A 15,369-nucleotide genomic window follows, 5' to 3' on the forward strand; every position below is an offset into this window, starting at 1 on the left:
CGAACCGTAACAGGCTCGCCCGGTCCCCACCTCATCCTCCGCAAGACCGCTCCGATGCGGCAACGCGCGCCATTATCGTTGCTTTAGTTTCCGCGTGCGGGACGCATGAAGGGCAGGACGCACGTGCAACGCTTGGCACGATAAGGCTGGCCCCTCACGCCGTCATTCCGGTACCCGGTCCGATCGGCGAGGCCGGGCACCGTTAAATCGTATCATTTGCCTCAATCTCGTCAACGGACGGCCGACGAGACTTCGCAAAGTCCATTCGAGCACGTCGGCATGTAACAGAGGTCTCCTGCGGGTGACATCGCAACCTAGAGGAGAGAACGAGCGTCGGTGCTGGGCTGAAGCGACAATTCAGTTCGCTCAATTGGTTGGATGTTTGGTGCCGCCCGAGCTCTCGGACCAGCTGAAAACGTCAGGTCCGGATCACGAGGGCAGAGCACTTGCGAAATCCATCGTGTTTCGATGGGTTTCGTCACGCTCTACAAAACCTACGTGTTCCGATACCAGCTCGCAATATTCCACGTCGTGACGTCCCACCCCGAGATGTCAGTCATCAGGCCATCGACGGCGCCGCCGACGATGTAGCGTGAGAGCAGCGGCAGGAAGATGTTGGCCTCGCAGAAGATCTCATCGACCTTGATCAGCAGCGCGGCGCGCTTGACGGGATCGAGCTCGTTCTGGGCGGCCTTGTAGGCCTTGTCGGCCTCCGGGTCGGACCAGCGCGAAACGTTGCGGCCGAGCCATTTGTTGTCCTTGCTCGCGATTTCCCAGGAGACGCACTGGTTCAGGAACCGCTCCGGATCGGGCTGGGGTTGCGTCGCATTGTACATTTCCATGTCGCAGTAGAATTTCGAGTAGGTGTCGGGATTGCCGACATCCGAGGAGAAGAACACCGACGCCGTGACCGATTTGAGTTCGATCTCGATCCCGGCCTTCTGGCAGGCCTGCTTGATGATGGCTTGCGCCTTCTGGCGCGGCGCGTTGATCGAGGTCTGGAACACGTATTTCAGTTGCTTGCCGTCCCTCGTACGAATGCCGTCGGCACCAACCTTCCAGCCGGCCTCGTCGAGAATCTTGTTCGCCTTCTCGATGTTGAATTCGTATTTCAGCTTGCTCGATTTGAACTGCGGCGGCTGGTTGACGAAGCTCGCCGTTGCGACGGCGGCGCGGCCGTAGATGAACTTCTGGATTCCTTCGCGGTCAATCAGCAGGTTGAGTGCCCGCCGCACGGCCGGATCGGACAGCGTCGGGTGCTTCGTCCTGGCGTTGGATCGTTCGCCGTCAACCTCGGTCCAAGGGTCCGTGGTGTTGAGGATGATGAACTCGATGCCGCCTGCGGTCGTGTACTCGACCTTGCCTTTGCCGCCGGTCTCCATGCGCTTGAGGATCTCGTCCTCGACCAGCAGATTCCACGCATAATCGTATTCGCCGGTCTGTAGCACGGCGCGCGCGGCAGAGACTGCGTCGCCGCCGCCCTTGATGTCGAACGTGTCGAAATAGGGCTGGTTCTTGACGTGATAATCAGGATTGCGTTCGGCCCGCAGCAGATCGCCGGGCTTGAACTCGACGAATTTGTAGGGACCGGTGCCGACCGGCTTCAGATTGCCCGGCGCGTCGCGCGATTTCGCACCGGCATAGTCGCCGAAATGATGCTTCGGCAGGATCTGGCCCACCGAGCCGACGAAGGGATCGGCCCAGAACGGGGTTGGCGCCTTGAAGATCACCTTAATGGTGTGGTCGTCGATCTTCTCGACAATGATGTCCTTGTAGGAGCCGGTGGTGTAGGCGGCCGTCGCCAGGTCGGCGGCGTACGTCCAGGTGAAGACGACGTCGTCGGCGGTGAAGGGCTTGCCGTCATGCCATCTCACGCCCTGCTTCAGCTTCCAGATCACGCAGGTGCCGTCAGCCGACAGCCCGCCATTCGCCTTGGTCGGGATCTCGGCGGCGAGACAGGGGATGAGATTGCCCTCCTTGTCCCAACCGGCGAGCGGCTCGAAGAAGATGCGTGAGGCGACCTGGTCCTTGGTGCCCAGCGCGAAATGCGGATTGAGCAAGGTGGGCGCCTGCCAGACCAGCATCCTGAGCGGACCGCCGCCGCCGGCTTTCGTCGGCTTGTAGGCCAGTGTGGCATTAGCCATCGCCACGTCGTTCCAGAGCAGGATCTGGCTCGCAATTGGCGCCGTGATCCCCGCTGCGGCCAACGTCCGCATGAAGGAGCGCCGCGACAGCGTGCCCTGCCTCACCTCCGCGATGAGCCCGCGGATGTCGTTTTCGTCCATCGGATGACCTCCACCTGCCACAACAACAGTCGTCACCGGCGCAGCCATCATGTTGCATCGTGGTGTGGGCAGCAATGCCGACAATGGTGGAAAGCGGTGCGACGAAATGCCGAGCCAGGACCGCGGGTAGTGTCAATCCAGAGAACGAGAAGACGCATCTCCAAGTTCGAACGCAGCCAGAAGATCGATGCCGGTGCGCCTTGCTCCGTCATTGCGAGCGCAGCGAAGCAATCCAGAATCCCTCCGCGGCGACAGTCTGGATTGCTTCGCTGCGCTCGCAATGACGCGGTTGGGAGCCGCGTGCTTCAAAAGGGCTGCGGTCCGCGGGAGGCGGCCATGCGCGCGGTTCCGCGCATCGGTATTCCGTTGCCCTGTACGCGCGGGCCTCACTATATTGGCGAACGATGCAACCGGAGCGGCCTGCGCGGCGCTTCCAGCGATTGAGGGCCACGCGATGGACGATACGATTGGCTTCCCCGACCCCGGCCTCGATTTGTCGGATGGCTTCAAGCCGCACACCTCGCATTGGGGCGTGTTTTCCGCACGCAATGGCGCGGCCGGGCTGGAAGTGAGAGCCTATGGCGGCGACCCCGATCCGAGCGGCATCATCGACAATTTCCCCGGCGCTCTGCGCCATCAGGCCCGTATTGCGCAGCCCGCCATCCGCAAGGGCTGGCTCGAGCGTGGGCCCGGGCCCGATGACAGGCGCGGCCGCGACGAATTCGTCTCCGTCAGCTGGGAGAAGGCGCTGGACCTGCTCGGCGACGAGCTCGCGCGCATCCGCGACACGCGCGGCCCCGGCGCCGTGTTCGGCGGCTCCTATGGCTGGTCGAGCGCGGGCCGCTTCCATCACGCGCAGAGCCAGGTGCATCGCTTCCTCAACATCGCCATGGGCGGCTATGTCCGCTCGGTGAATTCCTATTCGTCCGGCGCGTCCTCCGTGCTGCTGCCGCAGATCCTGGCGGGCTATGAGGACATCACCAAGCGCAACGTCACCTGGGAGCAGGTCGCCGAAAAGACCGAGATTGTGCTCGCATTCGGCGGCATGGCGCTGAAGAACTCGATGGTGGCCGGCGGCTCGATCAGCAAGCATGTCGAACGCGGTGCGATCCAAGCAGCGCGCAAGCGCGGCTGCGAGTTCATCCTGATGAGCCCGCTGCGCGAGGATTTGCCGGCCGAGGCCGGTGCCGAGTGGATGACATGCACGCCAGGCACCGACACCGCACTGATGCTCGGCATGGTTCACACGCTGGTCAGCGAAGGCTTGCATGACCAGGCTTTCCTCGATCGCTACACGGAAGGTTGGCCGGTGTTCCTGCGCTATCTCACGGGCGAGAGCGATGGACAGCCCAAGCATGCCGAATGGGCTGCCGCGATCTGCGGCGTCGACGCGAGCGCGATCCGGACCCTGGCGCGGCGCCTTGCCGGCAAGCGCGCACTCATTACGGTCTCGCATTCGCTGCAGCGCGCCGAGCATGGCGAGCAGCCGGTCTGGATGGGCATGGTGCTGGCGGCAGCGCTCGGCCAGATCGGCCTTCCCGGCGGCGGCTACGCCTATTCGCTGGGCGCAATCGGCTATTACGGCCGCCGCGTCAACGACGTGCCGGGGCCGACGCTAGGGCAGGGGCGTAACGGCATCCGCGACTTCATTCCGGTGGCGCGCATCGCCGACATGCTGCTCAACCCTGGAAGCACCTATCGCTACAATGGCGAGACGCGCACCTATCCGGACATTCGCCTGGTCTACTGGGCCGGCGGCAATCCGTTCCATCATCACCAGGACATCAACCGCCTGCGCAAAGCTTTTGCGAAAGTCGACACGCTGGTCGTGCACGAGCTCGCCTGGACTGCGACCGCGCGCCATGCCGACATCGTGCTGCCCTCGACCATGACGCTGGAGCGCGAGGACATCGGCTATTCCAGCAACGATCCGCTGATGGTCGCGATGCACCAGATCGCCGAGCCGTTTGGGCTGGCACGCGACGACTACGAGATCTTTGCCGATCTCGCCGATCGCCTCGGTGCCCGCGAGCCTTTCACAGAAGGGCGCAGCTCGCAGCAATGGCTGGCGCATCTCTACGAGCCGACCCGCGCCTCGCTCGCCAAGCGCGGGCTGGAGGCCCCGAGTTTCGAGGAATTCTGGAAGCGCGGCAGCCTGGTCGTGCCGCAGCAGCCCGACGACGGCGGAAGGTTGCGTAGCTTCCGCGAAGATCCGGTCGCGCATCCGCTGCCGACGCCGAGCGGACGCATCGAGATCTACTCGGCGAAGATCGCCGGCCATGGCGATGCGGATTGTCCCGGCCATCCGGTCTGGCTCGAGAAGAGCGATATGCCCAAGCCCGGCGCGCCGTGCTTTCTCGTCGCCAACCAGCCGGTGACGCGGCTGCACAGCCAACTCGATTTCGGCGGACACTCGCTGGGCGCAAAGCATCGCGGCCGCGAGGTTGCGCGGATGAATCCGCGGGATGCAGATGCGCGCGGCATCAAGGACGGCGACGTCATCCGCCTGTTCAATGCGCGCGGCGCGTGCCTCGCCGCGGTGCATGTCACCGATGGCATCGCGCCCGGCGTCGTGCAATTGCCGACCGGCGCCTGGTACGACCCGATGGACCCCGAGGACGACGCGCCGCTCTGTGTGCACGGCAATCCGAACGTGCTCACCCGCGACGTCGGCACCTCGTCCTTTGCGCAAGGCTGCACCGGCCAGCTCACCACGGTGGAGGTGGAGAAGTTCACCGGCAACCTGCCGCCGATCCGGGCGTTCGACCCGGTGTAGCCACACAGGGCGGTGGACATGCGAGCGCGTCAGCGCTCGTTCGCGATTGTCAGCGCGGCGTCCACCGCATTCTCCAGGATCTCGTCCGACAACTGCCTGTCGTTGACGGCGCGCGACAATTGCAGCGCGCCGACCATGGTCGAGTAGATGGTGATCGCCTTGCGCCGCCGCTCATCCGGGGTGCCTTGCCTGATCTGCTTCGCCATCAGCCCGACGAGGTCGGAGACCTTGTCGGTAAAGGCATCGCGTGTTGCCTTGGGGTGCCGCGCGATTTCGGCAACCAGCGCGGCGGTCGGGCAGCCCGTGCCGGCGTGGTCGCGGTGACGTGTCGAGAGATAGTCGCGGATCACGGTTTCGACCGCGACGCCATTCTCGAGATTGGCCTTGTGCCGCTCCTCGCGGCGGGTGAGGGCATCGGTCAGCACCTCCCGCACCAGCTCCTCCTTGGAGGCGAAGTGGGTGTAGAAGGCGCCGTTGGTGAGGCCGGCCTCCGACATGATGCCGGCAAGGCCGACCGCGGCGATCCCGCTCTCGCGGAATTTTGCGGAGGCGACCTCGAGGATGTGCCGGCGGGTTTCGTCCTTGTGTCCCTTATCGTAGCGCATGGTCCTCAGCTCCCTCCCGACCTCCGCCCAAAGACACGGCCACGGGATCGTGAGCTGTTCTCTATTGCATTACGATCATAATAATACATTATGAGCATAATGCAATGGCTGCCGCGGCAGCCCCGGAACAGAACAGGACCTCAGCAATGTCAGTCGAGGACGTCGCCGCGCAGCCCTTGTCCGCCCTGGAGGCCCCGGCGCGTAGCGCGGCACCGCCTCGCATCGTGGCGACGACCGCCGACCAGCGCCGTGCCGCGCTTCTGACCGCGCCGATCCTGCCGACGCTGCTCAAGCTCGCAGCGCCGACGGTGACCGTGCTGGTGGCGCAGACCGCGGTGAATATCGCCGAGGCCTATTATGTCGGTTATCTCGGCACCGATGCGTTGGCAGGTGCCGCGCTGGTGTTCCCGATCTTCATGCTGATGACCATGATGTCGAATGGCGGATTCGGCTCGGGCGTCGCCTCGTCGGTGGCGCGCGCGGTCGGCGCGGGCCGTCGCGACGACGCCGATGCGGCGCTGTTCCACGCCGTCGTGCTTGCGATCATCGCGGGAGGGGTGTTCACGCTTGGCGTGCACTTCGGCGGCCCGGCGCTGTTCCGAACGCTCGGCGGCCGCGACGGTGCGCTCGATGCGGCCGTCACCTATTCCAGCTATCTGTTCGCCGGCGCGATTCCTGTGTGGATCGTCAACCTCCAGGCCGCCGCGTTGCGCGGCTCCGGCAACGTCAAGGTGCCTGCACTGGTGACGTTAATCGGCGCGATCGTGACCATTCCGGTCTCGCCGCTGCTGATCTTCGGCTTCGGCCCGGTCCCGAGCCTCGGCATCGGCGGCGCCGGCATTGCCTTCGGTCTCTATTACGGCGCGGTGATGCTGTTCCTGCTGCGCTACATGTCCTCGGGCTCCTCCGGGCTGCGGCTGCACGTCGTGCCGCTGCGCACGAAGATCTTTGGCGACATGCTCAAGGTCGGCATCCCCACCGCGCTCAATGCCGTGCTGACCAACCTCACCGTCATCCTCGTCACCGGCGCGGTCGGCCTGTTCGGCACCTCGGCGCTTGCCGGCTACGGCATCGCCTCGCGGCTCGACTACATCATGATCCCGCTGCTGTTCGGCCTCAGCACCGCGACGCTGACCATGGTCGGCGTCAACATGGGCGCGGGCCAGATTGCGCGAGCGCAGCGGATCGGCTGGGTCAGCGGCGCCGCGGGCATGATCATGACCGGCTCGATCGGCCTGATCGTCGCGATTGTTCCGACAGCCTGGTTGCATCTGTTCAGCCATGACGCCGGCGTCGTGGGCGAAGGCATGATTTACCTGCGCATCGTCGCGCCGGCCTATGCCGCGCTGGGGTTCGGCTTTGTCGTGTCGTTCGCGGTGCAGGGCACCGGCCGGGCGCTCGGTCCACTCGCCGGCTCCGTCGTACGCATCCTGATTGCGGCCGGCGGCGGCTGGATCGCGGTGGCAAGCTTCGGGGTGGGAATGGCAGGGCTTGCCATCATGGTCACGCTATCGCTTGTCGCCTACGCTGCGATCTGCGTGTGGATCATGCTGTCGCCGTCGACCTGGCGTGCCGAGCCGCGCGCCTAGGAAGGCTTGCACCAGCCCCAATTTGGTTCATTTCCCATTTGCCGGCGAACGGAGAAGTGTTGCCCGCGGACGGCGGTCAATATGGATATTCATTTCATTGATTTCGTCCGGCGGAGAAGCGAATACGGTTCCCATCGATGAGTTATGGAGACCAAGATGTCGCTTCGCCCCACCCTGATCCTCGCTACCGTGCTCGCCGCGTGTTCGGCAGCCAGCTCAGCCGAGACCATCAAGATCGGCGTGACGCCGGGTCCTCATGCGCAGATTCTGGAGGCCGTGAAGCCGATCGCCGCCAAGCAGGGCCTCGACATCCAGCTCATCGAGTTCTCTGATTACGTGGTGCCGAACGCCGCGCTCGATGCCGGCGAGATCCAGGCCAATTCGTTCCAGAACCAGCCTTACCTGGACAACCAGAAGGCCGATCGCGGCTACAAGATCGAGGCGGTTGGCCTCACCGTGAACTTCCCGATCGGCGTCTATTCCAAGAAGCACAAGGCCTTCGCCGACATTCCCGACGGCGGCAAGGTCTCGATCCCCAACGATCCGACCAATGGCGGCCGCGTCCTGCTGCTGTTGCACGACAAGGGCGTGATCAAGCTGAAGGACGGTGTCGGCTTCAAGCCGACCGTGCTCGATATCACCGAGAATCCGAAGAAGCTGAAATTCATCGAGGTCGACGCGGCGCAGGCGCCGCGCGCGCTCGATGATGTCGACGCCGCCGCGATCAACACCAATTATGCAACCCAGGCGGGCCTGGATCCGGTCAAGGATCCGATTCTGCGCGAGGACCCCAAGGGTCCCTACGTCAACCTGATCGCAGTGCGCAGCGCCGACAAGGACAAGCCCTGGGTCAAGATCCTGGTCGACAGCTATCACACGCCCGAGGTGAAGGAGTTCGTCCTCACCAAGTTCAAGGGCGCGGTGCTGCCGAGTTGGTAGGCAGCCTGCTTAGCCAAAGGTCTAGCGCAGGGGTGCGATCCCGGCGGGCAGCCTTGCGCTTTGCCCGCTTGTCTCCAGCGCCGGCAACCGACATCATCGGGATCCATCCTCGCCCGACAGGGGTCGTATGAAACGTCTTGCAAATCTGAAACGCCTGGGATTCTTCACGCGACTGCTCGATGAGGCCCCGCCGGCCGAGCGCTATCGCTTCGCCGCCGAGCAGATCGTACGCGCCGAGAAGGCCGGTCTCGATTCCGCGTGGATCGCGCAGCACCATTTTCACGAGCGCGAGGGCGGACTGCCGTCGCCCTTCACCTTCCTCGGCTATGTCGCCGCTCAGACCTCGCGCATCCGCCTCGGCACCGGCATCGTCACCCTGCCGCTGGAGAGCGCGGTGCGGGTGGCGGAGGACGCCGCAGTGCTCGATCTGCTCTGCAACGGCCGCTTCGAGCTCGGGGTCGGCACCGGCGGGAACCCGTCGGCCTTTGCCGCCTTCGGCCTCGACGGCGCCCAGCGCAACGAGATCTTTGCGCGCAATCTCGAGGTGGTCCGCAAGGCGCTGACCGGCAAGCCGCTCGAGGGCGGCGACACGCTCTACCCGCAGCGGCCGCAACTGGACAAGCGCATCTGGCAGGCGACGTTCTCGGTCGCGGGCGGCGCCCGCGCCGGCAAGGCCGGCGACGGCCTGTTGCTGTCGCGCACCCAGCCGAGGGCCAAGGACGCGCCAAATGCGACGCTGGCCGAGATCCAGAACCCGATCATCGACGCCTATCTCGCCGCGCTGCCAGCGGGCACTGAACCGCGCATCATGGCCTCGCGCAGCGTGTTCGTCGCCGATGATCATCGCGAGGCGATGCGGCTCGCCGACATCGGGCTGCGCCGCGCGCTGCCGCAATTCATGAAAAGCGGGCATCTTCCGCCGGGCGAGACGCTGGAGGAAATGATCGCGGCGTTCGACACCCATGTCGGCGGCGCCGACGAGGTGATCGCCTCGCTGCGTACCGACGCGACGCTGGAGCGGATCACCGATCTGGTGTTCCAGGTCCATTCCGTCGATGCGCCGCACCCCTACGTGCTGCGCTCGATCGAGCTCGTGGCCGACAAGGTCGCGCCGGCGCTGGGCTGGACCAGGACCGCGCCCGAAGTAGCCCTTGCCGGCTAGTCGGGCTTTGATGGATTTCACGAGGCACCAAGATGAGCACGCCTGATATCATCGACACGCTTGCAGGCATCAAGCCGGGATCGGCGCTGGACGCCATCCGCGCCAAGCGCCTGCAAGCGCGCGAGAACGCGCAGAAGAGCTATCTCTCTTTGTTCGAACCGATCGACGCCGGCGAATTCTCTCTGCTCGAACGCGCCGCGGTCGCGGCCTTCGTGACCGGGCTCCACGGCGAATCCCCCGTTGCCAGCTTCTATCGCGACAAGCTTGCGGCGGCCGCCGGCGGCGCGGCTCTGGTCAGGACCATCGACGCCGAGATCGCGCGGGGCAAGACATCGGGTCCGTATGGCTCGTTCCCGGCGGGCCCCCTCTCGGTCGAGAATACGGCAGGCCTGATTTATCGCGTTGACGCGGATAGCAAGTCCGCGCTCGGTCCCCGGCTCGTCGCGGCGCTCGAACATGCGCATCTTTTGGTGTTCCGTCCGCGCGATGCCGCGGCCGCCGACATGAAGGCGCTGCAGGCGGCCGGCTGGTCGACCACCGGCATCGTCACCTTCTCCCAACTCGTCGCGTTCCTGTCGTTTCAGCTGCGCGTCGTCAGCGGCTTGCGCACGCTTGCAGCAGTGAACGCATAAGAGGAGGCCGCTATCATGAACGCCACCGTCAATCCGCCTGATGTCTTCACCCAGGATGAGCTCGGCTGGGTCTCCTGGATCGAGCCGCTGCCCGAGGCCGAGCTGACCGAGCGGCACTATGCCGGCCTCGTCGACCGCGCCCGCGCCAAGTCGGAATATTTTCGTCTCCTGGTGCGCGACCCCGAAGTGCTGGAAGCCCGCACCAAGACCGACAAGGACATCTTTTACAACGTCGCCGACGGCCTGCCGCGCGCCGAGCGCGAGCTCGCGGCGGCTGCGACCTCGCGCTACAATGGTTGCATCTATTGCGCCTCGGTGCATGCGCGCTTCGCCAGCACCTATTCCAAGCGCCGTGACGACGTGCAGAAGCTGCTCGATGAGGGCGTCAAGGCCGATCTCGGCGAGCGCTGGAACGCCGTGGTCAAGGCCTCGGTGGCGCTGGCGTCGACGCCGATCGCGTTTGGCCCCGACAATATCAGGGAGCTGCGCAGTGCGGGCCTCGACGATGCCGAGATCGTCGACGTCATCAACGGCGCCTCGTTCTTCAACTGGGCCAACCGGCTGATGCTGTCGCTGGGCGAGCCCTCGAAATAGTCACCGGCACGAGACTTGCTGCTTGTTTGTAAGACTAGAGCTTTCAACACCTGACTGGATGGAGCCGCACATGAGCAACATCAATCGCCGAACCCTGGTCAAAGGCTCGCTCGCCATGATGGCGGGCGCCGCCTTCTCGCGCGCAGCCTTCGCGGACGCCGATCCGATCCTGCTCGGCGTCAGCGGTCCGCTGACGGGGCCGAATGCACAATATGGCACGCAATGGAAGCAGGGCTTTGATCTCGCGCTGGACGAGATCACGGCCGCCGGCGGCATCAACGGCCGCAAGCTTGCCTATACCTTCGAGGACAGCCAGAGCGATCCGCGCCAGTCGGTGGCGATCGCGCAGAAGTTCGTGTCCGATCCCCGCATCGTGCTTGAGCTCGGCGATTTCTCCAGCCCCGCCTCGATGGCGGCCTCGCCGATCTATCAGCGCGGCGGCCTCGTGCAGTTCGGCTTCACCAATTCGCACCCCGACTTCACCAAGGGCGGCGACTTCATGTGGAGCACGTCGGTCAGCCAGGCCGACGAGCAGCCGCTGCTGGCGCGCTATGCGGTGAAGAGTCTCGGCCTGAAGAAGCTTGCGGTGCTTCATCTCAACACCGATTGGGGCCGCACCAGCCGCGACTATTTCAACAACGCCGCCAAGGAATATGGCGCGGAGATCGTCGTCACCGAAGGCTATATCGCCGAGGAACGCGACTTCCGCTCCACGCTGGTGCGGGTGCGCGATGCCAATCCGGACGGCCTGGTGCTGATCTCCTATTATTCCGATGGTGCGCTGATCGCGCGCCAGGCGCGTCAGGTCGGGCTGAAGCAGGTGATCTGCGCCGCCAGCTCCGTCTATTCGCCGAAATTCCTGGAGCTCGGCGGCGACGCCGTCGAGGACGTCCATGTCGGCACACGCTATTTCCCGGAGGACAAGCGGCCCGAGGTGCAGAACTTCATTGCCGGCTTCAAGAAAAAGTACAACGGGCAGGAGCCCGACGCGTTCAACGCCTACGCCTATGATGCGATGAACATGGCGGCCGCGGTGATCAGGATCGGCGGCACCGACCGCAAGGCGATCCGCGATGCCTTCGCCAAGGTCAAGGACGTCCCGAGCGTGATCTTCGGCACCGCGACCTTTGACGTCGCCACCCGTCGCATCAAGGGCGCCATGAACGCCGAGCTGGTCGTGCGCAACGGCAAGTTCGCGCTTTGGGACGGCAAGCCCACCTGACCTGACGGCCGGAGCTCTCGTTCCGGCCTTTCTCCCTTCATTAGGAACCCTGCGTGTCTTCCTGGCTCGACTACACCATCAACGGGCTGATCGTCGGTAACGTCTACGCCCTCGTTGCAGTCGGGCTCGCGCTGATCTTCGGCGTCAGCCGGCTGATCAACTTTGCGCAGGGCTCGATCTATCTCGTCGGCGCCTATATCGGCTGGGTCGCGGTGGTCCAGCTGCACACGCCGCTGCCGCTGACCATCATCGTCGTTGCGGTGGTGGCGGCGCTGGTCGGGTTGATCATCGAGCGCTTCGGCCTGCGGCCGCTGCAGAACTCGGTGCGGATCGCGCCGCTGCTGGCGACCATCGGCATCAGCTTCGTGCTCGACCAATTGGTCATGCTGACCTTCTCGCCCAATCCGCGCGCGCTGCCGAGCCAATTGCCTGATGTCCGCTTCCAGGTCGGCGGCGGCACGATCGGGCCGCTCGATCTCCTGATTGCCGGCGTCGGCATCTCCAGCGCGCTCTTGCTATTCGTGTTCCTGCGCTACACCAAGCTCGGCTGGGCGGTGCGTGCCGCCTCGCAGGACCGCGACGCCGCGATGCAGATGGGCGTCGACGTCAACCGCGTCAATCAGACCGTGTTCGGCATCGCGGCCGCGCTCGGCGGCGTCTCCGGCCTCCTGGTCGGCATGTACTACAACCAGATCGACACCGCGATGAGCCTGCAGGCGACGCTGAAGGGCGTCGTCGCTGAAGTCGTCGGCGGTGCCGGCAACGTGCCGGGCGCCGTGGTCGGCAGCATGCTGCTGGGCCTGGTCGAGAGCTACGGCGTCGCCGTGTTCGGCACCAGCTATCGCAATCTGTTCGCCTTCCTGCTGCTGGTCGTCGTGCTGGTGCTGCGGCCGAACGGCCTGTTTGCCAGCGCCCGGCAGGCGCCGCCCGAGCCGCTCACCGGCACGTTCATTGCGCCGAGCCGACCGTTGCGCATTCCGCGCTGGGCCTTGGCCGTCGCGGTCGCTGCGTTCGCGATCCTGCCGCTGCTGCCGGTGTCGTTCTACGTGCTCCAGACCCTGATCAACGCCTGGCTGCTCGGCATGCTCGCGCTGAGCCTGACGCTGGTCGCCGGCACGATCGGCCAGGTCTCGCTCGGACACGCCGCGCTGCTCGCGATCGGCGCCTATACCTCCGCGCTGCTGTCGCTGACGCTCAACGTCCCGGTCGGCCTTGCCATCATCGCCGGCGGCCTGATGAGCGCCGCGCTCGGCACGATCCTGATCTCGCCCTCATTCCGCTTGCGCGGCCACTACGTCTCGATCGCGACGCTCGCCATCGGCGAGATCGTGTCGTTGGTGATCCTGAACTGGGAAAGCGTCACGCGAGGGCCAATCGGCATTTCCGGCATCCCGCCGCTGTCGCTGTTCGGCTACGATCTGATCAGCCCCGCCTCGGTCTACTGGTTCGCATTCGCCGTCATGGTCGTGCTCGCGTTGCTGCAGGCGCGCCTGCTCGGCTCGCATCTCGGCCGCAGCTTTCGCGCCATTCGCGATGACGACATCGCGGCGCGTGCCTATGGGCTCAGCCTGAACCGCTACAAATCGCTCGCCTTCATCTTCGGCGGCTTCGCCGCCGGCCTCAGCGGCGGCATCGCCGCGCATCTTTACTCCTATATCAACCATGAAACCTTCAACACGCAGCAATCCATCCTGGCGCTGACGGTCGTGATCCTCGGCGGCCTCGGCAATATCGTCGGTGCCATCGTCGGCGCGGTGGCGCTGGTTGGTATCCCCGAAATGTTCCGGATCGCGGCGGAGTACCGCATCCTGATCTACGGCATCGTGCTGCTGCTGCTCGTGCGATTCAGGCCGCAGGGCCTGTTGGGGACGATCTGATGGCGGAAGCGCACGCACCGTTGTTGTCCCTGCGCGGGCTGACGCGTCGCTTCGGCGGCCTCACCGCCGTTGACGGCATAGATCTCGATCTCGCCAAGGGTGGACTCGTCAGCATCATCGGCCCCAACGGCGCCGGCAAGACCACGCTGTTCAATCTCGTCACCGGGCTCGACCGGCCGGATGCGGGCCAGGTTCGCTTCGAGGGACAGGACATCACCGGCCTCTCGCCGGAGCGGCTCGCCGCGCAAGGCATCGCGCGCACCTTCCAGCTCGGCCGTGTCTTTGGCAATCTCAGCGTGATGGACAACGTCCTGATCGGCGCCCATACGCGCCTGCGTGCCGTGAAGCCGGCCGTGCCTGTGATCGGCCCGTTGCTGGAATTGGGCCTGGCGCTGCTGCGCCCTTCGAGCGTCAGGCAGGAGGAAGAGCGGCTGCGCGAAGAGGTCAAAGCCATCCTCGCCCGCTTCGGCGAGCGCCTGTTGCCGCGCATTGACCAGCCGGCCTATAGCCTGTCTTACGCCAACCGCCGCCGCGTCGAGATCGCGCGTGCGCTGGCGCTCAAACCGCGCCTGTTGCTGCTGGACGAGCCGACCGCCGGCATGAACCCGAGCGAGACCGCGGAAATGCAGGGCCTCGTCGCCGAACTGAAAGCAGAGGGGCTGACCATCCTGCTGATCGAGCACAAGCTTGAGATGGTGATGCAGCTCTCGGATCGCGTCATCGTCATGGACGAAGGCAAGAAGATCGCGGAAGGGCCGGGCGAGGTGGTGCGCAGCGATCCCAAGGTGATCGAGGCCTATCTCGGCCACGGGCTAGCAGGGGCGGCGGAGCAGGAGAGCGCGGCATGACCACGGGCGCAGCCGAACCGCTGCTGGCACTGACTGACGTCAACACGTTCTATGGCCAGGCCCAGGTCCATTTCGACCTGTCGATATCAGTCGGCCGTGGCCACATTGTCTGCCTGCTCGGCGGCAATGCCAGCGGCAAGTCGACGACAATGAAGATCATCCTGGGTCTGGTGAAGCCGCGCTCCGGCGAGGTGACGTTTGACGGCGCCTCCCTGATCGGCCTCAGCACGCCGCAGATTGTCCGCCGCGGCATCGCCTCGGTGCCCGAGGCGCGGCGGCTGTTCGCGGATATGAGCGTGCGCGAAAACATCCTGATGGGGGCCTTCGTGCGCAACGACCGCGACGCCGTGGCGCAGGATCTCGACAAGATGCTGACGCTGTTTCCGAAGCTCGGCCAGCGGCTGTCGCAGCGCGCCGGCTCCTTGTCCGGCGGCGAGCAGCAGATGGTGGCGATGGCGCGCGCGCTGATGGGCCGGCCGCGCCTGATCGTGATGGACGAGCCGACCATGGGCCTGTCGCCGCTTTATGTCGACCGCGTGCTGGAATTGATCCGCACCATCAACCAGGATGGCGTCTCGATCTTCATGGTCGAGCAGAACGCCAGCCTCGCCCTCGAGATCGCGCACGAGGCCTATGTGCTCCAGACCGGCAAGATCGTGCTCTCGGGCCCGGCGCGCACGCTGAAGGACGATCCCCGTGTTCGCGACGCCTATCTCGGCGGCTCCGAGGCCGCGTAGCCGCTGCTGTCTCCACATCGTCATGGCCGGGCATAGCCGTCCGAAGGACGGCGTCGCTTCCGCTCGCCTATGACCCGGCCATCCACGTCGTTCTTTGTCGCCA

Annotated in this window: 12 protein-coding genes; 10 read left to right on the forward strand and 2 right to left on the reverse strand. The window is 65.2% G+C overall.

All coding sequences use genetic code 11. The features are described from left to right. Positions 1–494 precede the first annotated feature (494 nt). Positions 495–2,285: a peptide ABC transporter substrate-binding protein gene (locus AOQ71_RS05330; protein ID WP_057743170.1), complete on the reverse strand. Its 1,791-nt coding sequence runs from the start codon at positions 2,283–2,285 to the stop codon at positions 495–497. 454 nt (positions 2,286–2,739) lie between these two features. Here AOQ71_RS05330 and AOQ71_RS05335 point away from each other — a divergent pair, with 454 nt between their 5' ends. Then, positions 2,740–5,061, forward strand: coding sequence for a molybdopterin guanine dinucleotide-containing S/N-oxide reductase (locus AOQ71_RS05335; protein ID WP_057742786.1), 2,322 nt, complete (start codon positions 2,740–2,742; stop codon positions 5,059–5,061). Positions 5,062–5,090: 29 nt separating this feature from the next. Here the strand turns inward: AOQ71_RS05335 and AOQ71_RS05340 are convergent, their stop codons facing one another. Beyond that, entirely contained in the window at positions 5,091–5,666 is a 576-nt protein-coding gene (locus tag AOQ71_RS05340; protein WP_057742790.1) for a TetR/AcrR family transcriptional regulator, read from the reverse strand. 146 nt (positions 5,667–5,812) lie between these two features. Here AOQ71_RS05340 and AOQ71_RS05345 point away from each other — a divergent pair, with 146 nt between their 5' ends. The 9 genes from AOQ71_RS05345 to AOQ71_RS05385 all read left to right on the forward strand — a co-directional run bounded on the left by AOQ71_RS05345 (position 5,813) and on the right by AOQ71_RS05385 (position 15,266). Beyond that, positions 5,813–7,255, forward strand: a complete 1,443-nt coding sequence (locus tag AOQ71_RS05345; RefSeq protein ID WP_057743172.1) for an MATE family efflux transporter — start codon at positions 5,813–5,815, stop codon at positions 7,253–7,255. Between the two features lie 144 nt (positions 7,256–7,399). After that, positions 7,400–8,194, forward strand: coding sequence for a MetQ/NlpA family ABC transporter substrate-binding protein (locus tag AOQ71_RS05350; RefSeq protein ID WP_057742793.1), 795 nt, complete (start codon positions 7,400–7,402; stop codon positions 8,192–8,194). A gap of 127 nt (positions 8,195–8,321) precedes the next feature. Beyond that, positions 8,322–9,356 (forward strand): putative FMN-dependent luciferase-like monooxygenase, encoded by a 1,035-nt coding sequence (locus tag AOQ71_RS05355; protein WP_057742796.1) that lies wholly within the window; start codon positions 8,322–8,324, stop codon positions 9,354–9,356. 32 nt (positions 9,357–9,388) lie between these two features. Beyond that, complete coding sequence (locus tag AOQ71_RS05360) at positions 9,389–9,988, forward strand: CMD domain protein (protein ID WP_057742800.1); 600 nt, start codon at positions 9,389–9,391, stop codon at positions 9,986–9,988. Between the two features lie 15 nt (positions 9,989–10,003). After that, positions 10,004–10,582, forward strand: a complete 579-nt coding sequence (locus AOQ71_RS05365; RefSeq protein ID WP_057742801.1) for an alkylhydroperoxidase domain protein — start codon at positions 10,004–10,006, stop codon at positions 10,580–10,582. 70 nt (positions 10,583–10,652) lie between these two features. Then, on the forward strand, positions 10,653–11,804 hold the full coding sequence (locus tag AOQ71_RS05370; RefSeq protein ID WP_057743174.1) for an ABC transporter substrate-binding protein: 1,152 nt from the start codon (positions 10,653–10,655) through the stop codon (positions 11,802–11,804). A 53-nt stretch (positions 11,805–11,857) separates the two neighbouring features. Continuing rightward, positions 11,858–13,681 (forward strand): ABC transporter permease, encoded by a 1,824-nt coding sequence (locus tag AOQ71_RS05375; RefSeq protein ID WP_057742803.1) that lies wholly within the window; start codon positions 11,858–11,860, stop codon positions 13,679–13,681. Further along, a complete protein-coding gene (locus AOQ71_RS05380) occupies positions 13,681–14,529 on the forward strand; it encodes an ABC transporter ATP-binding protein (RefSeq protein WP_057742805.1) in 849 nt (282 codons plus the stop codon). The genes AOQ71_RS05375 and AOQ71_RS05380 overlap by 1 nt, the downstream gene beginning before the upstream one ends. Further along, complete coding sequence (locus tag AOQ71_RS05385; RefSeq protein WP_057742807.1) at positions 14,526–15,266, forward strand: ABC transporter ATP-binding protein; 741 nt, start codon at positions 14,526–14,528, stop codon at positions 15,264–15,266. The genes AOQ71_RS05380 and AOQ71_RS05385 overlap by 4 nt, the downstream gene beginning before the upstream one ends. Positions 15,267–15,369: the final 103 nt, after the last annotated feature.

It is taken from the genome of Bradyrhizobium manausense, from assembly GCF_001440035.1.
In the GTDB taxonomy this organism is placed as follows: Bacteria; Pseudomonadota; Alphaproteobacteria; order Rhizobiales; family Xanthobacteraceae; genus Bradyrhizobium; species Bradyrhizobium manausense.